The organism is Polaromonas sp., assembly GCF_030682935.1.
Taxonomy (GTDB): domain Bacteria; phylum Pseudomonadota; class Gammaproteobacteria; order Burkholderiales; family Burkholderiaceae_C; genus Polaromonas.
This window is the reverse complement of the sequence record NZ_JAUXNA010000387.1, coordinates 1-22,525: the sequence shown is the minus strand read 5'-3', so window position 1 is coordinate 22,525 and position 22,525 is coordinate 1. Positions and strand designations below refer to the sequence as shown.

Below are 22,525 nucleotides of genomic sequence, written 5' to 3'. Positions count from 1 at the left end.
TGCTGATGCAGTTCCAGGCCGACTTGCTTGGCATTCCGGTGGTCCGCCCGGCCGTCACTGAAACCACCGCCTTGGGTGCCGCCTGGCTGGCAGGCCTGTCCAGCGGCGTGTACCGCAACACCGACGAACTCTCCAGCCTGTGGCGCGCAGAGCGCACCTTTTTGCCCACGCTCAGCACCGAGCGCGCCGCCGACCTGATGGCGCAGTGGGAGCATGCGGTGCGGCAAACGGTGCTGCAGTAGCCCTGAACGACAATCAGCGGCCGGGCGTATGCTTTCAAAACCGCCCTCATTTTTTAGCGAGTCCACGCGCATGCAGCCCCAAACCACTGACAACAGCAACGAACACATCGCCTTCATAGGCGGCGGCAACATGGCCAGCGCCATCATGGGCGGGCTGCTCAAGCGCGGCCTGCCGGCCAGCCAGATCCAGGTGGTCGAGCCTTTTGCAGAGCAGCGGGCCAGGCTGACCCAGCAGTTTCAGGTCGCGGTCAGCGAAGCCCCTGGCGCGTCACTCAGCCGGGCCAGCCTGATCGTCTGGGCCGTCAAGCCCCAGACCTTCCGGGAAGCGGCAGCGCAAACCCGCGCGCACACCCCGGCAGCCCGGCACCTGAGCGTGGCCGCCGGCATCCGCTCGGACAGCATTGCCGCCTGGCTGGGCACCGAACGCATCGTGCGCGCCATGCCCAATACGCCCGCGCTGATCGGCCAGGGCATGACCGCCCTGTTCGCCCGCCCGGCCGTCAGCGAAGCCGATCGGCGGGCGGTCGAGCGCGTGATCCAGACCACCGGCGACTACATGTGGCTGACGCAGGAAGACCAGCTCGATGCTGTGACCGCGCTTTCGGGCTCGGGCCCCGCCTACGTTTTTTACTTCATGGAGGCCATGATTGAGGCCGGCACCGACATGGGCCTGAGCCGTGAACAGGCGCACCAGCTGGCGGTCGGCACCTTTGTCGGCGCTTCGGCACTGGCCAAAGAAGCGACAGAGCCGCCCGACGTGTTGCGCGCCCGCGTCACATCCAAAGGCGGCACGACCTACGCGGCGCTCACGTCCATGGAGCAGGCCGGCATCAAGGCGCAGTTCATGCAGGCGATGCATGCCGCCCAAAAGCGCGCCACCGAGATGGGCGACGAGTTCGGCGCAACCTGAGCCGCTGAACCGCAGCGCCCGGTTCAGCGCACCGCGTAAGACAAGGCAATGCCGGCAAACACCGTAAAGCCCAGCCAGTGATTCAGGCGAAACGCCCTGAAGCAGTCGTCGCGCTGGCGCTTTCTGATCAGCCAGCCGTGCCACAGCGCCTGCAGCAGGGCCACCCCGATAGCTATTAAATAAATAGCTGACTGAGCCCTATCCATAAGGGCTACGACCCAAATTGATATAAAAATCAGATAACTGAGCATGACCCCTGCCACATCGAAACGCCCGAGCGTGATGGCCGAGGTTTTCATGCCGATTTTCAGGTCATCGTCCCGGTCCACCATGGCGTACTCGGTGTCGTAGGCAATCACCCAGAACAAATTGCCCAGCAGCAGCACCCAGGCCAGCAGCGGCACGCGCGACTGCACCGCGGCAAACGCCATCGGAATGCCAAAGCTGAAAGCCACGCCCAGCACAGCCTGCGGCATGGACACATAGCGTTTGGCGTAGGGATACATCAGCGTGACGGCCAGCGCCGCAAACGACCAGGCAATCGTCGCCGCGTTGGTGGTCAGCACCAGGCCAAACGCCAGCAGCGCCAGCAGCGCGCCCAGCCCCAGCGCCTCTTTAACCGACACCGCGCCGGTGGTCACCGGCCGTCCGGCCGTGCGCTTGACATGGCGGTCAAACTCGCGGTCGGCCACGTCGTTGACGCAACAGCCCGCGCTGCGCATCAAAAACGTGCCCAGCGTGAACACCGTGATCAGGTGCCAGCCCGGAAAGCCATGCGCAGCCACCCACAGCGCCGACAGCGTGGGCCAGAGCAGCAGCAGCCATCCCGCCGGACGATTCCAGCGGATTAACTGCAAATAAATTGCCCCCACGCTTGCCACTTTGTGGACTGCGCTGCCCCCCGAGGGGGTCTTCGCGCCTTGGGGCGGCCCTGCGACGCTCATGCGTTCCTTATTCTTCAAGGAGGGAGCGCAGCATCCATGCGGTTTTTTCATGCACCGCCAGGCGCTGCGTCAGCAGATCGGCCGTGGGCTGGTCACCGGCCTTGTCGGCCAGCGGAAACAGCTCGCGGGCGGTGCGCGCCACGGCTTCGTGGCCCTCCACCAGAATGCGCACCATTTCCAGCGCCTTGGGCGGCGTGGCAGGCACATCGGGCAGCGATGCCAGCGCGCTGAACTGCGCGTAAGAGCCCGGCGCCGGATGGCCCAGCGAGCGGATGCGTTCGGCCACCGGGTCCACCGCATTCCAGAGCTCGGTGTACTGCGCCATGAACATGAGGTGCAACGTGTTGAACATCGGCCCGGTCACATTCCAGTGAAAGTTGTGGGTCGTCAGGTACAGCGTGTAGGTGTCGGCCAGCAGCCGGCTCAGGCCTTTGGCAATCGCAGCGCGATCTTTGTCGCTGATGCCGATACTGATGGACGGGGCGGTTTTTCCATGCGACTTGGCCATGATTTTCCCTTTCAAAATTTAAGGCACAACTTTACGTGATCTGGCCGGCACCAGCAACAGCCGCCGCCTATACGCGCCATAGGCAAGCGTCATGAAGCCATTCAAGCGCGCCAGCCTCACGACAGGCGCGTGACACCCGGCAGCTCACAGGCGTAAATCGCGTTGCGCAGCGCGGCAATCGCCTCGTAGCGCGTGAAACTGCGGCGCCAGGCGAGCACCACGCGCCGGGTCGGCAGATGGCCCTCGAAGGGCAGGTAGGTGATGTACGAAGGCGGCCCGGCGGCCACCGCGCTTTTGCCCCTGGCCGGTTTTTTGCCGGCGGGCGGCTCGGCCAGCGCTTCCCTGGGCACGCTCAGGCGCGGCACCAGCGTGATGCCCATGCCCGCAGCCACCATGTGCTTGATGGTTTCCAGCGACGAGCCCTCGAAACTCTTGCGAATGCCGTCGGAGTTGCTGGAAAACCTTGCAAACTCGGGGCAGACTTCCAGCACATGGTCGCGAAAGCAGTGGCCCGTTCCCAGCAGCAGCATGGTTTCCTTCTTGAGCTCTTCGGCCGAGATGCTGCTGCGCGCGGCCAGCGGGTGGGCGCTGGGCACGGCCGCCATAAAAGGCTCGTCATACAGCGGCGCAATCGCCAGGTTGGTGTCGGGAAACGGCTCGGCCAAAATGGCGCAGTCAATTTCCCCGGTGCGCAGCTCTTCAAGCAGCTTGACGGTGAAGTTCTCCTGCAGCATCAGCGGCATCTGCGGCGTGCGCACAATGACTTGCCGCACCAGGTCGGGCAACAGGTAGGGCGCTATCGTGTAGATCACGCCCAGCCGCAAGGCCCCCGCCAGCGGGTCTTTGCCGCGCTTGGCGATCTCCCGGATGTTGTCCGCCTGCTCCAGCACGCTTTGGGCCTGGCGCACGATGTCCTCGCCCAGCGGCGTCACGGTGATTTCATTGGCGTTGCGCTCAAACAGCTTGACCTGGAGTTCCTCTTCCAGCTTCTTGATGGCCACGCTGAGCGTCGGCTGCGAGACATGGCAGGCCTCAGCACCCCGGCCAAAATGCTTTTCGCGCGCCACGGCCACGATGTATTTGAGTTCGGTCAGCGTCATGGTGTGATTGTGGCACCCTGCGCCCAAAAAACACCAACTCAAGCCGCACAGGACACCCCCCGCAGCAAAAGCGGGCAGGCCGGATCGTGGCACGGCAGCGGGGCAGGCGGTCCGCATAATCAACAGCTTATGGGGCATAAAACAATGAACGACCAACCATCACCACGCCAAATTACTCTGAAAGCAGCCTGCCATGAGCGCCATCAATCTCGCCCGATTTGACCTGGTGTCGATCAGGCTTGCGGTGGCCTGTGCCCAGACCGGCAGCCTGACCGCAGCCGCACGCGAGGGCCATCTGGCGCTGGCGGCAAGCAGCCGGCGCATTCGCGAACTCGAAGATGCCCTGGGAGAGGCCCTGTTCGAGCGCCATGCCCGGGGACTGACCCCCACGGCGGCCGGCCGCGTGTTTGTCAAGCACGGATTGACGCTGCTGCAGACCATGGACAGCCTGGGCGGCGAGTTGGCCGATTTGCGCCAGGGCATTGCGCGCCACATCCGGCTGGCCGCCAGCACCGCCGCGATCATCCAGTTTTTGCCGCCCCTGATGGCGCGCTACGCGGTGCTTGAGCCCCAACTCCGGGTGGACCTGGAGGAGCAGACCTCGGAAACCGTGGTCACTTCACTGCGTGAAGGCCGCGCCGACCTGGGCGTCTTCGTGGAGGGCCCCGATACGGCCGGGCTGACCACACAGCTGTTCAAACAAGACCAACTGGTACTGGTGCTGCCGGCCGGACATAGGCTGGCAGCATCGCAAACGCCCCTCCCGTTTGCGGATACGCTGGACGAAGACTGGATCAGCCTGACGGCGGGCGCCGCCATGCTGCAACAGCAGCAGCAGGCAGCGCTGGCGGCGAACAAGCCATTCCGGCTGCGCATGCAGGTGCGCAGCTTTGATGCGGTGTGCCATCTGGTCGCCTCGGGCCTGGGCATTGCGGTGCTCCCCAAAGCTGCGGCGCTGCCCACCCTGCGGGCCATGAAGCTAAAGTCTCGCCCCTTGCTGGACGCCTGGGCCCGCCGTCGCCTGTTGGTGGCCACGACGGCGGGGGAGCAGGACGCCGGCATCAACGCGCTGGTGGATTTCCTGGTCCAGCCTTCGCAAAACGCGAAGGCTGGACGCACCATGCAGTAATAGACGAACGCCGGCCCCTGCTGCAAACTCCGCAGCCATGACAACACCTCCTGAAACAGAAACATTGACGACCCATGGGCCCGTCGTCGCAACCGGTCCGCTGGCCGGGCTCAAGGTACTCGAACTGGGTCAATTGATCGCCGGCCCGTTCGCGGCCAAGACACTGGCCGACTTCGGCGCCGAAGTCATCAAGATCGAGCCCCCGGGCACGGGCGATCCCTTGCGCAAATGGCGCCTCCTCAAGGACGGCACCTCAGTCTGGTGGCAGGTGCAGTCGCGCAACAAGCGCTCGCTGGCGCTCGACCTCAAGCAACCCGAGGCGCAGGCCATCGTGCGACAACTCGCACGGGAATCCGACGTGCTGATCGAAAACTTTCGTCCCGGCGCCATGGAAGGCTGGGGACTGGGCCCTGACGAGTTGCTCAAGCTCAATCCGCGCCTGATCATGCTGCGCATCAGCGGCTATGGCCAGACCGGCCCCTACCGCGACCGCCCGGGCTTTGGCGTGGTGGCTGAGGCCATGAGTGGCTTGCGTCACCTGACCGGCGATCCCGGCGCCGTGCCGGTGCGTGTCGGCGTGAGCATCGGCGACACGCTGGCGGCGCTGCATGGCGTGATTGGCATCTTGCTGGCGCTGCAACACCGCCATGTTTCAGGCCAGGGCCAGGTGATTGATGTCGCGCTTTACGAAGCGGTGTTTAACTGCATGGAAAGCCTGCTGCCCGAATACAGCGCTTTCGGCGCGGTGCGCGGCCCGGCCGGCAGCGCCCTGCCCGGCATTGCACCCAGCAATGCCTACCGCTGCAAGGACGAGAGTGCATCGGCCGCCAGCGCCGGGCCGCCCCAAGCCAGGCCAGCCCCCTCGGGGGGCAGCGAACCACGCGAAGCGGGGAGCATGGGGGCCTATGTCCTGATTGCGGGCAACGGCGACAGCATTTTCAAACGCCTGATGAAGGTCATTGGGCGTGACGACCTGGCCGCCGACCCGGCGCTGGCCGACAACGCCGGCCGCGTCGCCCGCGTCATCGGGATTGACCAGGCCATCGGCCAATGGACGGCGCAGCGCAGCGTGGAGCAGGTGCTGACGGCGCTGAGCGAAGCCTCGGTGCCGGCGGGCCGCATCTACACCGTGGCCGACATTGCCGCCGACCCGCACTACCAGGCGCGCGGCATGCTGGCCAGCGTCCGGATGGATGACGGCAGCCACTTGTCCGTGCCCGGCATCGTGCCCAAGCTGTCCGCCACGCCGGGCAGCCACCGGCGCAATGCGCCAGCACTGGGCCAGGATACCGAGGCCGTGCTGCACGAACTCGGCCTCACACCCGCGCAAATTCAGGGTCTCAAGGACAAGGGCATTGTTTCAGGCGTTACCCCATGACACGCATTTTCTTCAACGAAGTGGCGACGCGCGACGGTTTCCAGATCGAGCCGGCCTTCATCCCCACCGACACCAAGGTAGCGCTGGTCGACGCCCTGAGCGAATGCGGCTACGCCAAGATCGAGGTCACCTCCTTCACCTCGCCCAAAGCGATCCCGATGCTGCGCGATGCCGAGGAGGTGATGGGCCGCATCCGGCGCGTGCCGGGCGTCGAATACACGGTACTGGTGCCCAATCAGCGCGGCGCAGAACGGGCGCTGGAAGCGCGGGCCGATGAGTTCAACCTGGTGATGTCGACCTCGGAGACCCACAACCTGGCCAACCTGCGCATGACCATGGCACACAGTTTTGCAGCGTTATCGGAAGTCATCCACAGCGTCGACGGCAGCACACCGATCAACGTCTCGCTGTCCTGCAGCTTTGGCTGTCCGATGGAAGGCGCGGTCAGCCAGGACGATGTACTGGCCTGGGTTAGCCGTTTTGCCGATCTGGGCGTGCGCGGCGTGACGATCTGCGACACCACTGGCATGGCGCACCCGGCCCAGGTCAGCCGCATGGCCGAGGCCCTGCAGCAGCGTTTTAGCCAACTCGAACTGACGCTGCATTTTCACAACACACGCGGCATGGGCCTGGTCAATCTGCTGGCGGCAGTCCAGGGCGGCATCATCCGTTTCGACGGCTCGCTCGGCGGTCTGGGTGGCTGCCCTTACGCGCCGGGGGCCAGCGGCAACATCAGCAGCGAAGACGCGATTCACATGCTGGACGCGATGGGCTACGACACAGGCATGGATCTTTCCAGGCTGCTGGCGGTGGCCAAACAGCTGCCAGAGATCGTGGGCCATGACGTTCCCGGCCAGGTGGCCAAGGCCGGCCGCATCACCGACCTGCACGCGCCGCCTGCAGGAGTCAGAGCTACCACTAACGACGAAGGCGGAACCGCCTGAGCGCACCGGCCCGGCCCTGGCCGACCTGCTGGCCGGCACGGTGGACTTCACCATCACGGCGGATTGCCCCCCGGGGTGATGTAGCGAGCCCGCCACGTCGGGCTCAGGCCTTCAAATACTCCGCTTTTCCGCCCAGCCAGCGCAAGACATGCCGCTGCGCCAGCTCGGCATGCTGGTCCAGCATCACGGGCGCCACCTCCCGCGCCCAGGCCAATAAATCCGCATCGGTCTGCAGGTCGGCAAAGCGCAACAGCGGCGCGCCCGACTGGCGGGCCCCCAAAAACTCACCCGGACCACGGATGTCCAGATCGCGCCGGGCAATTTCAAAGCCGTCATGGGTTTCCACCATGGCCTTGAGGCGCGCCCGCGCTGTCTCGCCCAGCCGGGGCGCGTCGCCGGTCGAGTACAGCAGCACGCAGGCCGAGGCCGCCGCGCCGCGCCCGACCCGGCCCCGCAACTGGTGCAGCTGGCTCAGGCCAAAGCGCTCGGCGTGCTCAATCACCATCAGCGAGGCGTTGGGCACGTCGACGCCGACTTCAATCACGGTGGTGCTGACCAGCACGCCCATCACCCCCTCGGTGAACAGGCTCATCACGGCTTTTTTCTCGGCCACCGGCATGCGCGAGTGCAGCAGGCCGACCAGCACGCCGGGCAAGGCGGCGCTCAGCGCTTCGTGCGTCTGCGTGGCGTTGACCAGGTCGATCGATTCGCTTTCCTCGATCAGCGGGCAGACCCAGTAAATCTGCCGGCCTTCTTCAATTTGCCCGCGTATCCGCTCGATCACCTCGTCGCGCCGGGCTTCGTTCACCACCTTGGTGACGATGGGCGTGCGCCCGGGCGGCAATTCGTCAAGGGTGGACACATCGAGGTCGGCGTAGTAGCTCATGGCCAAGGTGCGCGGAATCGGCGTGGCGGTCATCATCAACAGGTGCGGCTCCTGGCCATCGTCGGTCATCTTGCTGCGCAGCGCCAGCCGCTGCGCCACGCCAAAGCGGTGCTGCTCGTCAATGATGGCGAGCGCCAGGTTGCTGAATTTCACCTTGTCCTGGATCACGGCATGGGTGCCAATCACCAGCCCCGCCTGGCCGCTTTCAATCAGCGCCAGCATCTCGCGCCGCTCTTTGGCCTTCTGGCTGCCGGTGAGCCAGGCGGTGGTGATGCCCAGGGGTTCGAGCCAGCTGATCAGTTTGCGAAAATGCTGCTCGGCCAGAATCTCAGTGGGCGCCATCAGCGCGCACTGCCAGCCCGCATCGATGCAGCGCGCTGCCGCCAGCGCCGCCACCACGGTCTTGCCGGCGCCGACGTCGCCCTGCAGCAGGCGGTGCATGGGAATGCTTTTTTGCAGGTCAGCCGCAATTTCCGCGCAAACCCGCTGCTGCGCGGCCGTGAGCCGGAACGGCAGGCGCTCCAGCAATTGTTCCTGCAGCGTGCACTGGGTGCCGCGCATGGCCGGTCCGCTGAGTGCGGGCGCGCGCATCGCGTCGCGCACCCGCCTGGCCTGCAGCTGCGACAGCTGCTGGGCCAGCAACTCCTCGGCTTTGAGCCGCTGCCAGGCCGGATGGCTGCGGTCTTCCAGCTCGGACAGCGCCACGTCGGGTGCGGGGTGGTGCAAAAACTGTAGCGCCTCACGCAGACTGCATAAGGGCTGAGGCATGTTTTGGCTTAAAAACTGCGCCGGAATGGTCTCGCTGAGGTCGGCCCGGTTCAAACCGCTGAGCACCGCCTTGCGCAGATACAGCTGGGGCAAGGCCGCCACGGTGGGGTAGACCGGCGTCAACGCCGCCGGCAGCGCGCCGCCCGCCAGCCTGAAGCTCGGGTGCACCATCTCGCGACCCCAAAAGCCGCCCCGCAACTCGCCGCGCACCCGCACCCGGGCGCCCACGCTCAGCGTTTTCTGGTGCGAGGGGTAAAAGTGCAGAAAGCGCAGCACGCAGCTGTCGCTGCCGTCGTCCAGCGTGACGCGAAACTGGCGGCGCGGGCCGAGCACGACTTCGCTGTGCGTCACCGCCCCTTCAAGCTGCACCGTCTCGCCGTCGCGCGCGTCGCTCAGGCGCGTGATGCGGGTCTCGTCCTCGTAGCGCAGCGGCAGGTGCAGCGCCAGATCCGTGGCGCGGCGCAGGCCCAGCTTTTCGAGGGCTTTTTGGGCCGGCGATTTGTTCAGTGATTTGGCAGGCGGCGGAGTCATGCGCCGATTTTGCCCGCTACTTCAGACTTGTCTAATCGGTGCCCGGAAACTGCTCAACCAGTCATGCCCCGACGGATGGCGTCCAAACATCTTCAGGGATGGCAGATTGCGTGCCCACTTTGGCCCAGGCCGCATCAGCTGCCGCCGTACTGCCCATCGCTGCGCGCTTTTCAAAAAACTGCGCGGTTTCCATGGCGCTGATTTTTTCAGCAATAGTCACCACGAAAAACTGGTTCATGGTGGTGTCATCAGCGGCCGCAATCCGTTTGGCAGCCTGCTTTAGAGACTCGGGCAGGCGAAGCGCATAGTTACTCATGGTGTAGGGCTCCTTGTTATGGAAAGGCCAAATTGTTTGAACGTCTGCTGGGGATTCAACACGGGAATGCCGAAGCGTAGCGCGGGCGAAAAGTCCCGCAGGTTGTTGCTCTGTAGTTTGGCTCAGTTTTATGAAGAAGTGGCGCAAGCCATGTAACGTCATTGCGCCGCCTTGACCGAAGCCGCCAGCGCCAACCGTGTGATCAAGAACGCAGCGGGTGTACAAACCGGCACCGCAGCGGGTTGCTACAAGATAGACACCCAGGGGAATGCCCTGGGCATGCGCTACACACTGGCCGTTGCAGGGAAAACACTGACCTTCAAGTAATCTCCGCTGCGAAGCACCCGAGGGTTGAGGAAGGTCAGGAATATCTGACACAATCCCTGACTTCCCAACCCTTGGAACGGGCTCGTCCAGCCCTCAAGCCGCATGAACTTTTTTCCCCCGAACGCGCCCCGCGCGTTCACCCTAAGCGACTTTGACTTCGCCCTCCCCCCCGAATTAATTGCCCAGCACCCCGCGGCCCAGCGCAGCGCGTCGCGCCTGCTCGACGGCCGGGGCCCTGCGCCCGTAGACCGCCGCTTTACCGACCTGCCCGGCCTGCTCCTGCCCGGCGACCTGCTGGTATTCAACGACACCAAGGTCGTCAAGGCGCGGCTGTTCGGCCAGAAGGCCAGCGGCGGCAAGCTCGAACTGCTGATCGAGCGCGTGCTGTCGCCCCATGCGGACGCCGGCCATGAAGTCGCCGCCCACATGAAGGTCAGCAAAAAGCCCCTGCCCGGCGCCGTGCTGCAGATGGATGGCGGCTTTACCGCCACGCTGCTGGGCCGCTGGCCCAAGGCGCACGGGCCGCTGTACCGCTTCAGGCTCAGCAGCGACCCGTATGCGCTGATGGCCCAGCACGGCCATGTGCCGCTGCCGCCCTACATCACCCACAGCGATTCGGCGGACGACGAACAGCGCTACCAGACGGTATTTGCCAAGAACCCGGGCGCCGTGGCCGCGCCGACGGCCGCGCTGCATTTTGACGAAGCCGTGCTGGCGCAGCTGGAGGCGCGCGGCATTGCGCGCGCCAGCGTCACGCTGCATGTGGGCGCGGGCACGTTCCAGCCGGTCAAGGCCGAGCAGATTGCCGACCACGTCATGCACTTCGAGCGCTTTGAAGTGCCGCCCGCCACGCATGCCGCCATTGCTGCCTGCAAGGCGCGCGGCGGGCGCGTGGTGGCCGTGGGCACGACGACGGTGCGGGCGCTGGAATCCGCCGCCAAATTTGGCCCGGCCTGCGACGACACCAACATCTTCATCACGCCGGGCTTTGACTTCAAGGTGGTGGACCTGCTGCTGACCAACTTCCATTTGCCCAAAAGCACGCTGATGATGCTGGTCAGCGCGTTTTCGGGCTACGAACACATCATGGCGCTGTACCGGCACGCGATTGAGGCGCGCTACGGCTTTTTCAGCTATGGCGATGCGATGCTGCTGAGCCGCCAGGCCCCCTGAATACACCTGCGACAATCACGAAATGCTCGAATTTGAAGTTCTGAAAACCGATCCGGCCGCCTCCGAAGGGGCTGGCGCCTACCTGGGCTCGTACGCCCGGCGCGGCACCCTGAAGCTCAACCACGGCGTGGTGCAAACGCCTATCTTCATGCCGGTGGGTACTTACGGCACCGTCAAGGGCGTGATGCCGCAGTCGCTCCACGACATGGGCGCGCAGATCATCCTGGGCAACACCTTTCACCTCTGGATGCGTCCGGGGCTGGACGTGATCGAGCAGTTTGGCGGGCTGCACAAGTTTGAAAGCTGGCACAAACCCATCCTCACCGACAGCGGCGGCTTTCAGGTCTGGTCGCTGGGCGCGATGCGCAAGATTTCGGAAGAAGGCGTGCGGTTTGCGTCACCCGTGAACGGCGACAAGCTGTTTTTGACGCCTGAAATCTCGATGCAGATCCAGACGCTGCTCAACAGCGACATCGTGATGCAGTTTGACGAATGCACGCCCTACGACACCAAGGGCCACATCACCACCGAAAGCGAAGCACGCAGTTCGATGGAACTGAGCCGGCGCTGGGCCAAGCGCTGCGAGGACGAGTTTGACCGGCTGGGCAACCCGAACGCGCTGTTTGGCATTGTGCAGGGCGGCATGTTTGAAAACCTGCGCCAGGAGTCGCTGGACGCGCTGGTCGAGATGGACTTTCCCGGTTATGCGGTCGGCGGCGTCAGCGTGGGCGAGCCCAAGGAAGAAATGCTGCGCATCATGGCGCACACGCCGCACCGCCTGCCGGCCAACAAGCCGCGCTACCTGATGGGTGTGGGCACGCCCGAAGACCTGGTGGCGGGCGTGGCCGCGGGCGTGGACATGTTCGACTGCGTGATGCCGACCCGCAATGCGCGCAACGGCCACATGTTCACGCGCTTTGGCGACCTGAAAATCCGCAACGCGCGCCACAAGGCCGACGAGCAGCCGGCAGACACCAGCTGCGGCTGCTACGCCTGCAAGGGCCGGACCATGCCCGACGGCACGTCGTCGGGCGGTTTTTCACGCGCCTACCTGCACCACCTGGACCGCTGCGGCGAAATGCTCGGCCCCATGCTGGCCAGCATCCACAACCTGCACTATTACCTGAACCTGATGCAGGAAGTGCGCGACGCCTTGGACGCGGGCCGCTTTGGCGCGTTCGCCGCGCAGTTCCGCATCGACCGGCAGCGCGGGGTCTGAGCCGTGAACATCAACCTGCAGCGATTTGTGGACCGCTGGGCCGGTATTCCGCTGTGCGCGGCGGTATCTGGCGCAGAGGCGCTGATGCGCCGGTTCCGACCGGCGCCGGTCAATGACAAAACCCCGCGCGCCATCGTGGTGATTCTGCTGTCCGAAATGGGCAGTCTGGTGCTGGCCAACGACATGTTCGCGCGGCTCAAAGCACGCTACCCGGACGCTGCGCTGCATGCGCTGCTGTTTAAAAAGAACCGCGAAATCCTCGACCTGATGCAGGTGATGGACCCGGCCAACGTGCACACGGTCGACGACCGATCGCTGACCTCCCTGCTCTCCAGCCTGTGGAGCGCCATCAAGGCGCTGCGCAGCGCCAACGTGGACGTGGCGATCGACTGCGAGCTGTTCTCGCGTATCAGCAGCCTGCTGTCCTATGCCAGCGGCGCGGCCGTGCGGGTGGGCTTTCACCGCCACACGCAGGAAGGTCTGTACCGGGGTTCGCACATCAACCGGCGCGTCCCCTACAACCCCTACCATCACATCAGCGCGCAGTTTCTGACGCTGGCGCGGGCCATTGATTCGACGGCGGTGCCGAAATCCAAACTGCCAGTGGTGGGCACGCCCAAGCCGCCGCCGCATGTGCAGCTGGACGGCGCGCTGGTCCAGGGCATCCAGACGCGGCTGGCCCAGGATTTCCCGGCCATTGCAGGCAAGCCGCTGGTGCTGGTGTATCCGGGCGGCGGCATTTTGCCGATCCGGGCTTGGCCGCTGGCCTCCTACACCGCGCTGTGCGAAGGCCTGGTGGCCGACGGCTGCGCCGTGGCGGTCATTGGCCTCAAAGACGACCAGGCGCTGGCGCGGCAACTGGTGGCCAACGTGCAGGCCGCTTTCCCGGCCAGCCCGGTGATTGACCTGACCGGCTACACGCGCTCGATTTCCGAGCTGCTGGCGCTGTTTCATGGGGCGCGCCTGCTGGTCACCAACGACGGCGGCCCGGGCCAGTTCGCCGCGCTCACGCCGATCTGGACGCTGATGCTGTTTGGCCCCGAAACACCCAGCCTGTACGCGCCGCTCACGCCGCAGTGTTATTCGTTTTACAGCCAGTGGCCGTGCTCGCCCTGCCTGACGGCCTACAACCACCGCTCATCGTACTGCGACGGCGACAACCAGTGCCTCAAGGTCATAGCGCCCGCTGCGGTGCTCGCCAAAGCGCGTGCGTTTCTGGCCAGCGCCTGATGTCCAGGCTCAGATCCCTCGCCGAGCGGCTGGTCAGTCTGCTGCCCGCGCGGCTGCAGCCCATGGCGCACTGGCGCTTCATCAAGTTTGGCGTGGTCGGTGCCAGCGGTACGGTGATCAATATCGCCGTGCTGTATGCGGCGCAGGAGCATTTGCTGCAAGGCATCGCCGACTTCCATGTGCGGCTCAATTATTCGATTGCGCTGGCGATTACGGTGGCCACCATCAGCAATTTTTACTGGAACCGGCGCCTGACCTGGCGTGACCGCGGGCGCAACATCCCGCAGTCGGCCTTGCTGCTGTTTTCCAAGTACGTGATGGCCGCTGCCTTGTCGATTGTGGTTCAGTCGCTGCTGACCAAATGGCTGGCCGTCTACTGGCACTACATCGTGGCCAACCTGATGGCGATTGCGGTGGCCAGCGTGGTCAACTTTGTCGCCAACGACCGGCTGACGTTTCGCCGCCATCGCAAGAAATCCCCGCCGCCCAGCGCTGCCGACGCCAAAGCCATCCCATCCGAGCACCGCCATGACCAGCCCTGAAACAATGAAATTCCGCCTTCCCGCCCACTACGTCTGGCTGGGTCTGGCCTTCGCTGTGGCCCTGGCTTATCTGGTGGGACTGGGCGGCGACCATATTCCGCGCAACGGCGACGAACTGGTGTACGCCCACATCGCGCGCCTGACTGCCGAGAGCGGCCACTGGCTGCCGCTGGTGAGTTCCTACGACTTCATGCGCAACACCAAGCCGCCGCTGCTGTTCTGGCAAGCCATGCTGGCCGGCGGCTGGGGCGAGCACTGGACGCTGCTGGCCCTGCGCCTGCCCAGCGTGATTTACTCGTGGGCGATTGCGCTCATGGTCGGCCTGCTGACCTGGAAGATGGTGCGCAGCGATGCCGCGCCGCTCGCGAACGCCACCGCCAATGGCGACAGCGCCGATGCGCGGCAGCGCCATGCCCTGACCATGGGCGCCATCGCCGCCATCATTTACCTGTCCTTTTTTACCAGCTACCGCTATGGCCGGCCCTACCTGACCAGCGCGCCCGAGACCTTCTGGCTGTTTGGCGTGTTCTTTGCACTGGCCTGGTCGCCCGCCCGGCTGCTGGCATCAACCTGGAAGTTTCCGCTGCTGGCCGGCCTGGCCATTGGCATAGGCTGCCTCTACAAATCCTTCGTCATGGTGATCCCGGTGGGTTTTGCGCTGGCGCTGTGCTACCAGGCCGTGGGCGCCAAACAGGCGCCGTGGAAACTTTTTCGGCGCGGCATCCTGCCCGATGGCCTCAAGGTCGCCGCCATCTGCGCCATTGGCCTGGCGATGTTCAGCCTCTGGTTTGCGATTGATCCGCAGCCCGGCGAAGTCTGGCGCGAGTTTGTGGTCGGTGAAAATGCCGGCAAGATGAACTCGTCGCGGGGTTACTTTGCCACCGCCCTGAGCGGCAGCAGCGGCATTTTGACCATCCTGACAGGCTATTTCTCGAACGCCCTGTTCCTGCTGCCGGTCTCGGTCGGCTCCATGGTGGCCGCCTGGCGCAGTTACCGCGCGCGTGCGGGCACGACGCACACCCTCAGCGACGCTGAAAAAATCATGTGGCTCTGGCTGCTGGCGCTGGCGCTGGTGTTCATGCTGCCCACGCAGCGCTCGACCCGCTACCTGATTCCGGCCATGCCGGCGCTGGGCATCTTGATCGCGCTGTACTGGCACCGCATCCCGCGCATCTGGTTCAGCCTCACGCTGGCCCTAAGCCTGCTGGGCGCACTCGCCATGGGCCTGATCGGCTTTGGCGCGGTGCGCGCCACGCAAAACACGGCCTTGTATTCACCGCTGTTCTGGCTGTTCCTGGTGCTTCTGGCCGCCGCCTGCGTGCTGGGCATGGTCAAAAAGCGCGCGACCCGCCCGGTTGCGGCGCTGTCGAGCTTTGCCGTGCTGCTGGCGCTGGCCTGGGCCACCGCGCCCTTCAATGGCGAACTGGGCCGCTTTCGCGCCGACACGGTTGCGCTGCTGCAGGGTCAGGCGGTTTCGGTGCCCACCAACTTCAACGGCCAGTTTGAACGCTACCAGTTCATCATCACCGGCGCCAAAATTATTCCCTACCAAGCCGAGCAGCCGGTGGACTACACCGATGTGGATGCCCTGTTCAAGACCAGCCGCTATGCGCTGGTGCAGCGGCGCGTCGGGCAGGCGCCTTGCGTGCAGTGCCGGATTCTGGATGTGCGCTGGGACCTGCGTTCGCGGCAGGACGACAAGGAAGGCACGCTGGCCGCCTTCAAAACGCCTGAAACCTATTGGTACGCTCAGGAATACCTGGTGGAGCGGCTGGCGCCCTGAGCCGGACCAGCCCGGCAAGCCGCTACTGAATCAGTAGCGGCTTTCTCCCGCAGCATAAGCACCAGAGGTCGATTTGATCGTAAATCCAACGCTTAACCCTGCTTCTGGAACAACACCAGCGTCGATTCGGCCTTCAAATTGCCCTTGTACGCCTCCATGGTGATTTCGTAGCGGGTTCCGGGCAATGGCAGCTGCGGCGCAAAGCTGAAGGAGAAGTTGCCGTTGCCATCGGCCTGAACCCGCTGCTGCAGCACATTCTGGGTCACACCGAACTGGCCCACAACAGGGGGGATGCCGACCACTTTGACGTCCACCAGAGCGCCCGGTGCGGTGCGGCCGCGCACCACTGTCGTGCTGCCCTCGATCACGGTGTTGTTGGCGTGACTGGTGATTTGCAGCGGCACGGCGGCAGGTGCGGCGCCCACCGGGGTGACCACGTCAAAATTCCAGGTCTTGTGCACGGCGTTGCCGGCCATATCCCGGGCTGTGACGTCCACCGTGTAGCGACCCAGCGGCAGGTCGGCGCGGTAGGTGAAGAACTGCGGCGTGATCTGGCTGTCAGCGGTGATGTTGCGCCCGGACAGCATGATGCGCACGGTGGCCGGGTCAACGCCCACGCCGCCCGCGTCGTCAAACGTGCCCGACACCGCGATGGCGCCGCCGTCCATCACCGCTTCGCCGTCGCGCGGCGCCATGTTGCGGATCACGGGCGGCTTGGCATCGGCGGTCAGGGACTGGGTCAGGGCCGAGGTGACGGACCGGTCGCCCGCGCGCAGCGTGGCCACAATGGGACGCGAAGGCGTCAGCTTGTCCAGCCGCCTGAGGGTGTAGGCGCCTTCATAGACGCCAGGGCGCACTTCCCGCATCGGCACATTGCTGACAACACCCGGAATGTCGAACCCGGCAACGCCGCCGGGCATGCCGTTCAGCGTGAAGCGCAGCTCGGCACCCGGCTCGATCTTGTCGATGGGGGCCACGGAAAAACGGTCGATTTTCAGCGCCGAAGGCGCCGCAGCGGCGACCTGCGGGCGGGAAATTCCGGCCGGAAAGCTGTAGTTGGCCACGACGCTGCGGTTGCGCACCCGCAGCGTGGCGCGTATTGCACTGTCCTCGTTGATACGGTCTTGCCGCTTGACGGTGTAGGCGCCGGTGTAGACACCGCGCGAGGTTTCCTTGAGCAAAATATTGCGGTTGACCCCGTCAATACGGACATGCGCCCTTCCGCGCGGCGCGCCTTCCACCGTGAACTGCAGTTCGGAACCCGCGTCCAGCCCGCCATCGGAGGTGACCTGCAGGGACCGCAATTCGGCCTCAGCGGGCTGCGCCATCGCCGCCGTGGGCAAAATAGACAGGGCGGCGGCGGCGGGCAGCAGAAAAAAGAGGGCCGCCACTTGGTTGCGTAGCTGTGTTTTCATGACGAATACCTTAAAAAGTAGATATTTCTAATATAGACACACCCTGGAAAGCGCCTGTAGGCGAAAACGGGCGATGAAGGTAGGTTGTCAACGAAAGCGACGCCGAACGGGACACCATGCCCGGCGTTTTTGATCGCCATCCGCCACAGGCCGCGTTGAACCCTTTGTCAGACCATCGCAGGTATTGCTCACGCGAGGGCTTCCGTTTCTCCAAGAGGTTCCAATCAACGGTTTGATAGACTGGAAAGAAAAGGGCCCAGCCGTCCCACCAAAGCGGCAATCGGCGAAACGCGGTTTCGCTTATTTTTTAGCCGCACCAAGCCTCAATTTGCTATATTTACGATAGCTACTTGTACCCGTCCCGCATGGTCTATTTATCGGAAAAGTCATACAAATGCGCGTTCTCGTTCTCGGCAGCGGACTGCTCGGCGTCACCTCGGCCTGGTATCTCTCCCAGCTCGGCCATGAAGTGACCGTCATTGACCGGCAAGCCTCGCCTGCCGCTGAAACCAGCCACGCCAACGGCGGGCAAATCTCGGTGTGCCACGCCGAGCCCTGGGCCAACCCGAGCGCCCCGTTCAAGGTGCTCAAGTGGCTGGCCAGGGAAGATGCGCCGCTGCTGTTCCGGCTGCAGGCCGATCCGCGCCAGTGGGCCTGGGGCCTACAGTTCCTGCGCGAATGCACGCCCGCGCGCGCGCGCCACAACATCGGGCAGCTCGTGCGGCTAGGCACCTACAGCCGCACGATGCTGCAGCAGCTGAGGCGCGACACGGGCATCCAGTACGACCAGCGCATGCAGGGCATCCTGCACTTTTACACATCGCAAAAGGAGTTCGATGGCGCGCTGAACCCGGCGCGCCAGATGCGTGAACTCGGCTGCGAGCGCCACGTGATCTCGCCCGATGAGGCGGTGACGATCGAGCCTGCGCTGGCTTCCATCCGCCCGCACCTGGTGGGTGCCACCTACACGGCCGAAGACGAATCAGGTGACGCGCGCCAGTTCACTCTTGCGTTGGCACGGCTGTGCGAGGCGCGTGGCGTGCGCTTCCTGATGAGCCACCACATCACGCGTCTGGTGCCTGCGGGCGACAGCATCACCCATGTGGAGGCGACCGACCCCTCGGGCCGCTATGTGCAACTGAGCGCCGACAGCTACGTGCTGGCGGCCGGCAGCTTCAGCCCAGCCCTGGCCGCGCCACTGGGCTTGAGGCTGCCCCTCTACCCGGCCAAGGGTTACTCGCTCACGGCGCCGGTGATCGACCCTTCGCTCGCCTATGAGGTGTCGCTGACCGACGACGAATACAAGCTGGTGTTCAGCCGCTACACCACCCAGGACAGCCATGGCGCCACGGAAGACCGCCTGCGGATTGCTGGCACGGCCGAACTGGGCGGCTACGAGCGCCAGCTCAACGAAACCCGCTGCCAGGGCTTGCTGCGGCGCACGCAAGAACTCTTTCCCGGGGCTGCGGACCTGAGCCGCGGGCAATTCTGGAGCGGCCTGCGACCGTCCACGCCCAGCAACGTGCCACTGATCGGCAGAAGCCGCGTGAGCAACCTGTTCCTCAACACCGGCCACGGCACGCTGGGCTGGACCCACTCGTGTGGTTCGGGCAAGGCGCTGGCAGACATTATGAGCGGGCACCTGCCCGAAGTGGACTTTGCGTTTCAGGGCATGACGCGCGCCAGCCGTCAGTCGCCCGCGGTGAACACCGTCAAGACGCCGGTATAACCGTAGAGGTGATTGCGGGCAATTTCACCGCCCGCAAAAAAGCCGACCAGCGGCACGTCGCCCAAGGCACGCCGCACAATCTGCAGTTCGGCGCTGGGCGCGCCAAAGTGCGGCCCGCCGCGTCCCGAACAGCTGACGTAAATGGCGCCGGCAATACGCCGGGCCGCATGCGGCGCTGATTCGGCATCGGGCGCATTCAGGGCACTGACTACTTCCCGCGTGGCCTCTTGCGGCTCCAGCTCTTCGCGGATTTCGGCGCACACGCGGACCAGGTCGGCACGCGCGGCCTCGGCGTTGCGTTCGCAAAACGCCAGCTTCATGCCCGGCGTGGGCACTTCGGCAATCGCGATGCCCTTGCGCGCCGGGTCCAGCCCGATCAGGTGGCGCACCAGCACATCGGCACCGAACTGACCAGCGTACCGGACGCGGGCATCGCTCAGGCGGTCCAGAGAAGGGCTCAGGCCTACCAGCGTCATGCGCACCTTGGCCAGCGCCTCGCGCGGCTGCTCCAGCGACACACCCAGATCGGCCAGCATCACATCGAGCGCGGGCTGGCCGTCGAGTCCGGTCACCACATTGGCGTCACAGGCCGTGATTTCGTGCTCCGCGGAGATGGGCCGGCAGCCCTGCGTGACACGCGACATCAGCGCCATCGCGCCCGATGGATCGCGCGCAAAGGCCACGCCGCTCAGGCCGCCACTGAAAACACCTCCGGCCGCGCCCTGTCCCTTGACATTGCCGTGGCCGCTGAGCGCAAATTGCACGGCGCGGGAACGGCTGGAAGCCAGGCCGCCAAAGACGTAGCCGCTTTCGGTGCGCTGGGCCATCTCGTCAATCAGTTCAGCCACATCGGGCGTGGCCGCGTCGGCATGCACCAGCGCGGTATGCGCCTTGAACAGGCCACTGCTGGCCGGCGGCAGCGGCGACACGCCGGAAAACACGCGGTACTGGTCGTGCGGCAACTCGCACAGCATCACCGCCAGTGCGGGCTCGTCAAAATACTCGACGTTGTTGGCGGCAATGCCGACACCCACGGTGCCGCTCCAGTCGGTGATGTCGGGCAGCTCGGCGCTCAGGTGATCCAGGATTTCCTGCGCATCCGTGGCGTAGTGGTCGGTGATGTAGAGCAGCGCCAGCGTGGGCGAATCGGCATAGCCGGGCGTGGCGAGGCGGGCCCGCAGCTGCGCCAGCACCAGGCCAGCCGCCATCTGCCATTGCGGATGGGTGGCGTGACCATAGGGAAAAAGCTTCATGACATCTCGCTGTACGGGTGATTGGGCAGGCTGATGACGCGGCCGATCAATCCCCTGATTTACGGGTGGTTTTGCGGGCAGCGGCCTTGCGGGCGGGTGCCTTGGCGCTGGCCCGCGATGCGGTTTTGGCAGCGACCGGCGTGGGCCAGGCCTGGCTGCTGCGCAGCGCGGTGTCCATGGCGGCGCGCGCGCCGCCCCCAACGGTTTTGGTGGCGCTTTCGGCCATGCCTTTGGCCAGACCGGTGGCCTTTTTCACGACCTCGGTGTCCAGTACGGATTTTTTGGCCGCTTCCTTCATGGCCTCGGCGGCAATGGTCTGAAACTGCTGGGTCAGCGCGCCCCACCACTGCATCGGGTCCACCACGCCGGCCGCAGGCGCCGCGTCGGACTTGGCCTTGGTCGGCGGGGCTGAGGCAGGGGACTCGGCCTCGGGGGCAGCGCTGGATTTGGCGGCCTGAAAAGCCGACGCGGGAATCTCGAAACCGGCAAAGGTGTTGGGCTTGTCGGCCGCGCTGTCGGGCGTCTTGAGCTTGAAGGCGTTGGCCACGTCGGCCATATTGAAGTTCATGCCCTTGAGGGTGGCCAGGGTCATTTTTTGCAGTTCCAGCGCCTGGATGGTGGCCTTGAGCGCTGCGGCGTTCTGGTCCAGCCAGAACTGGACCGCCTTGAGCTCCTGGATGCGCTTGTCCAGGTCTTCCACATTGAGCGTGGGCGCGACCCAGCCGCCCAGATTGGGCAACTGCGCGGTGCTTGGCGTGCTGCTGGCGGCCGCCTGCCTGGTCAGGTTTTGCAAAAAATCAAAACCAGGCACCAGCTTGCCGAAATCGGGAAAGGAAGGATTGTCTGCGTTACTCATGGGTGTCTCCTGGCGGTTTGTACGTTATGGCTGCGTTGCGGGTCTGAACGGCGGGGATGACCTGGTTTGCGGACCCGAATCCCGGGCCCTGGCACACCCCTTCATTGTGCAACGCCAGAGCAGCACGTCAACCGGTTTTTATCCGCTGCGGCCCGCGCCAGCACGGCCTGTGCTGCTAAGCTTGCGCCATGAAAAGCCTCTTCCACTTCGCCTTCAATGTCACCGACCTGGACCGGGCCCGCCGCTTTTACGGCGACGTGCTGGGCTGCACCGAGGGCCGCTCTACCTCCACCTGGGTAGATTTTGATTTTGCGGGTCATCAGCTGTCGCTGCATCTGGGCGAGCCGTTCAAGACGGCGCCCACCGGTCATGTGGGCGCGCATCTGGTGCCCATGCCGCACTTCGGGCTGGTGCTGGGCCTGCCGGACTGGCAGGCCATGGCCCAGCGTCTGCAGGCGGCCGGCACCGAGTTTGTACTGGCACCGCAGGTGCGCTTTGAAGGCGAGCCGGGCGAGCAATGGACGATGTTCTTTTGCGACCCGTTTGGCAACCCGATGGAGCTCAAGGGCTTGCGGTCGCTGGACACGCTTTACGCCGCTTGAAACCGCCTGGACACCCCCCTTTATGAGCACTTGACGCCATGGCCTACACCTTCGTTTCGGCCACCATTTTGCTGCTGCTGATCACCGACCCGTTTGGCAACATCCCGATCTTTGTCAACGCCCTGCGCAACGTCGCGCCCGAGCGGCGCATGTGGGTCATCCTGCGTGAAGTGCTGATTGCCTTTTTGCTGCTGCTGGCCTTCATGTTTGTGGGCGACGGTTTTTTGCGCCTGATGAACCTGAGCGAGCTGTCGCTGCAGATCGCCGGGGCCGTGGTCCTGTTCCTGATCGCGCTGCGCATGATTTTTCCGTCGACGCAGCCCGAGGCGGCGCCGCCGCAGGGCGAGCCGCTGATCGTGCCGCTGGCCATTCCGGCGCTGGCGGGCCCGTCAGCGCTGGCCACGGTGATGCTGCTGGTCTCGCAAGCCCCGGCCCGGCGGCTCGAGTGGGTGGCCGCGCTGTGCGTGACCATGGCAGTCTGCGCGGTGGTGCTGGTGCTGTCCGAGCGGATCCAGCGGCTGGCGGGCGACCGCGTCATGATGGCCTTTGAGCGGCTGATGGGCCTGATTCTGGTGGCTATTTCGGTCGAAATGCTGCTGCGCGGCATACGGCTGTTTGTGGTCCAGCTCGCCAAGGCCCCCTGAGCCCATCAGTCGGCTTCGACCACCTACTGGTCAAACGCGCCGACCACCTACTGCCCGTCCTTGACCTTGGCTTCGATGCGAATGTTGTCGCCGAAC

The 22,525-nt window shown here is 64.9% G+C and carries 22 protein-coding genes; 14 read left to right on the top strand and 8 right to left on the bottom strand.

Features of this window, described 5'->3' with window-relative positions; all coding sequences use genetic code 11:
* The coding region (locus tag Q8K05_RS17895) for an FGGY-family carbohydrate kinase (protein ID WP_305247963.1) at positions 1 to 242 on the top strand (242 nt) is incomplete at its 5' end.
* A 70-nt stretch (positions 243 to 312) separates the two neighbouring features.
* Entirely contained in the window at positions 313 to 1,152 is an 840-nt protein-coding gene (gene proC, locus Q8K05_RS17890; protein ID WP_305247962.1) for a pyrroline-5-carboxylate reductase, read from the top strand.
* A gap of 23 nt (positions 1,153 to 1,175) precedes the next feature.
* On the opposite strand, the gene ubiA is transcribed toward proC, so the two are convergent.
* The 3 genes from ubiA to Q8K05_RS17875 all read right to left on the bottom strand — a co-directional run bounded on the left by ubiA (position 1,176) and on the right by Q8K05_RS17875 (position 3,704).
* Positions 1,176 to 2,015, bottom strand: coding sequence for a 4-hydroxybenzoate octaprenyltransferase (ubiA, locus tag Q8K05_RS17885; RefSeq protein WP_370868910.1), 840 nt, complete (start codon positions 2,013 to 2,015; stop codon positions 1,176 to 1,178).
* Between the two features lie 88 nt (positions 2,016 to 2,103).
* Positions 2,104 to 2,604: a Dps family protein gene (locus tag Q8K05_RS17880; RefSeq protein ID WP_305247961.1), complete on the bottom strand. Its 501-nt coding sequence runs from the start codon at positions 2,602 to 2,604 to the stop codon at positions 2,104 to 2,106.
* A gap of 116 nt (positions 2,605 to 2,720) precedes the next feature.
* Entirely contained in the window at positions 2,721 to 3,704 is a 984-nt protein-coding gene (locus Q8K05_RS17875) for a hydrogen peroxide-inducible genes activator (protein WP_305247960.1), read from the bottom strand.
* A 193-nt stretch (positions 3,705 to 3,897) separates the two neighbouring features.
* Between Q8K05_RS17875 and Q8K05_RS17870 the strand changes: the two genes are divergently transcribed.
* Genes Q8K05_RS17870 through Q8K05_RS17860 form a run of 3 tightly spaced genes read left to right on the top strand, consistent with a single transcriptional unit; the run spans position 3,898 to position 7,155 of the window.
* The gene (locus tag Q8K05_RS17870) at positions 3,898 to 4,833 is read left to right on the top strand and encodes a LysR family transcriptional regulator (RefSeq protein WP_305247959.1); all 936 of its coding nucleotides are present in this window, start codon (positions 3,898 to 3,900) and stop codon (positions 4,831 to 4,833) included.
* A gap of 37 nt (positions 4,834 to 4,870) precedes the next feature.
* On the top strand, positions 4,871 to 6,211 hold the full coding sequence (locus tag Q8K05_RS17865; protein ID WP_305247958.1) for a CaiB/BaiF CoA-transferase family protein: 1,341 nt from the start codon (positions 4,871 to 4,873) through the stop codon (positions 6,209 to 6,211).
* Positions 6,208 to 7,155: a hydroxymethylglutaryl-CoA lyase gene (locus Q8K05_RS17860; RefSeq protein ID WP_305247957.1), complete on the top strand. Its 948-nt coding sequence runs from the start codon at positions 6,208 to 6,210 to the stop codon at positions 7,153 to 7,155. Before Q8K05_RS17865 ends, Q8K05_RS17860 begins: the two co-directional genes overlap by 4 nt.
* A 103-nt stretch (positions 7,156 to 7,258) precedes the next feature.
* Here Q8K05_RS17860 and recG read toward each other — a convergent pair whose 3' ends face one another.
* Positions 7,259 to 9,340, bottom strand: a complete 2,082-nt coding sequence (gene recG / locus Q8K05_RS17855) for an ATP-dependent DNA helicase RecG (protein WP_305247956.1) — start codon at positions 9,338 to 9,340, stop codon at positions 7,259 to 7,261.
* A 61-nt stretch (positions 9,341 to 9,401) separates the two neighbouring features.
* A complete protein-coding gene (locus Q8K05_RS17850) occupies positions 9,402 to 9,818 on the bottom strand; it encodes a hypothetical protein (protein WP_305247955.1) in 417 nt (138 codons plus the stop codon).
* A gap of 9 nt (positions 9,819 to 9,827) precedes the next feature.
* On the opposite strand from Q8K05_RS17850, the gene Q8K05_RS17845 reads away from it, so the two are divergent.
* From Q8K05_RS17845 to Q8K05_RS17820, 6 genes are all read left to right on the top strand, one after another.
* On the top strand, positions 9,828 to 9,983 hold the full coding sequence (locus Q8K05_RS17845; RefSeq protein ID WP_305247954.1) for a hypothetical protein: 156 nt from the start codon (positions 9,828 to 9,830) through the stop codon (positions 9,981 to 9,983).
* A gap of 102 nt (positions 9,984 to 10,085) precedes the next feature.
* On the top strand, positions 10,086 to 11,156 hold the full coding sequence (gene queA / locus Q8K05_RS17840) for a tRNA preQ1(34) S-adenosylmethionine ribosyltransferase-isomerase QueA (RefSeq protein ID WP_305247953.1): 1,071 nt from the start codon (positions 10,086 to 10,088) through the stop codon (positions 11,154 to 11,156).
* Positions 11,157 to 11,178: 22 nt separating this feature from the next.
* Positions 11,179 to 12,375 carry a tRNA guanosine(34) transglycosylase Tgt gene (gene tgt, locus Q8K05_RS17835; protein WP_305247952.1) on the top strand — a complete coding sequence of 399 codons (1,197 nt, stop codon included), beginning with the start codon at positions 11,179 to 11,181 and terminating at the stop codon, positions 12,373 to 12,375.
* A 3-nt stretch (positions 12,376 to 12,378) separates the two neighbouring features.
* Positions 12,379 to 13,605 carry a glycosyltransferase family 9 protein gene (locus Q8K05_RS17830; RefSeq protein ID WP_305247951.1) on the top strand — a complete coding sequence of 409 codons (1,227 nt, stop codon included), beginning with the start codon at positions 12,379 to 12,381 and terminating at the stop codon, positions 13,603 to 13,605.
* The gene (locus Q8K05_RS17825; RefSeq protein WP_305247950.1) at positions 13,605 to 14,147 is read left to right on the top strand and encodes a GtrA family protein; all 543 of its coding nucleotides are present in this window, start codon (positions 13,605 to 13,607) and stop codon (positions 14,145 to 14,147) included. The genes Q8K05_RS17830 and Q8K05_RS17825 overlap by 1 nt, the downstream gene beginning before the upstream one ends.
* A 4-nt stretch (positions 14,148 to 14,151) precedes the next feature.
* On the top strand, positions 14,152 to 15,930 hold the full coding sequence (locus tag Q8K05_RS17820; protein WP_305247949.1) for a glycosyltransferase family 39 protein: 1,779 nt from the start codon (positions 14,152 to 14,154) through the stop codon (positions 15,928 to 15,930).
* A gap of 92 nt (positions 15,931 to 16,022) precedes the next feature.
* Here Q8K05_RS17820 and Q8K05_RS17815 read toward each other — a convergent pair whose 3' ends face one another.
* Positions 16,023 to 17,345: an Ig-like domain-containing protein gene (locus Q8K05_RS17815; RefSeq protein ID WP_305247948.1), complete on the bottom strand. Its 1,323-nt coding sequence runs from the start codon at positions 17,343 to 17,345 to the stop codon at positions 16,023 to 16,025.
* 394 nt (positions 17,346 to 17,739) lie between these two features.
* Between Q8K05_RS17815 and Q8K05_RS17810 the strand changes: the two genes are divergently transcribed.
* Positions 17,740 to 19,074: a D-amino acid dehydrogenase gene (locus Q8K05_RS17810; protein ID WP_305247947.1), complete on the top strand. Its 1,335-nt coding sequence runs from the start codon at positions 17,740 to 17,742 to the stop codon at positions 19,072 to 19,074.
* On the opposite strand, the gene Q8K05_RS17805 is transcribed toward Q8K05_RS17810, so the two are convergent.
* Together Q8K05_RS17805 and Q8K05_RS17800 are read right to left on the bottom strand one after the other, a co-directional pair.
* Complete coding sequence (locus Q8K05_RS17805) at positions 19,035 to 20,327, bottom strand: FIST N-terminal domain-containing protein (protein ID WP_305247946.1); 1,293 nt, start codon at positions 20,325 to 20,327, stop codon at positions 19,035 to 19,037. The genes Q8K05_RS17810 and Q8K05_RS17805 overlap by 40 nt on opposite strands.
* Before the next feature lie 46 nt (positions 20,328 to 20,373).
* Positions 20,374 to 21,183, bottom strand: a complete 810-nt coding sequence (locus Q8K05_RS17800; RefSeq protein WP_305247945.1) for a PhaM family polyhydroxyalkanoate granule multifunctional regulatory protein — start codon at positions 21,181 to 21,183, stop codon at positions 20,374 to 20,376.
* Positions 21,184 to 21,371: 188 nt separating this feature from the next.
* On the opposite strand from Q8K05_RS17800, the gene Q8K05_RS17795 reads away from it, so the two are divergent.
* Positions 21,372 to 21,785 (top strand): VOC family protein, encoded by a 414-nt coding sequence (locus tag Q8K05_RS17795; protein ID WP_305247944.1) that lies wholly within the window; start codon positions 21,372 to 21,374, stop codon positions 21,783 to 21,785.
* Positions 21,786 to 21,823: 38 nt separating this feature from the next.
* Complete coding sequence (locus Q8K05_RS17790) at positions 21,824 to 22,429, top strand: MarC family protein (RefSeq protein ID WP_305247943.1); 606 nt, start codon at positions 21,824 to 21,826, stop codon at positions 22,427 to 22,429.
* The last annotated feature ends 96 nt before the right edge of the window (positions 22,430 to 22,525 follow it).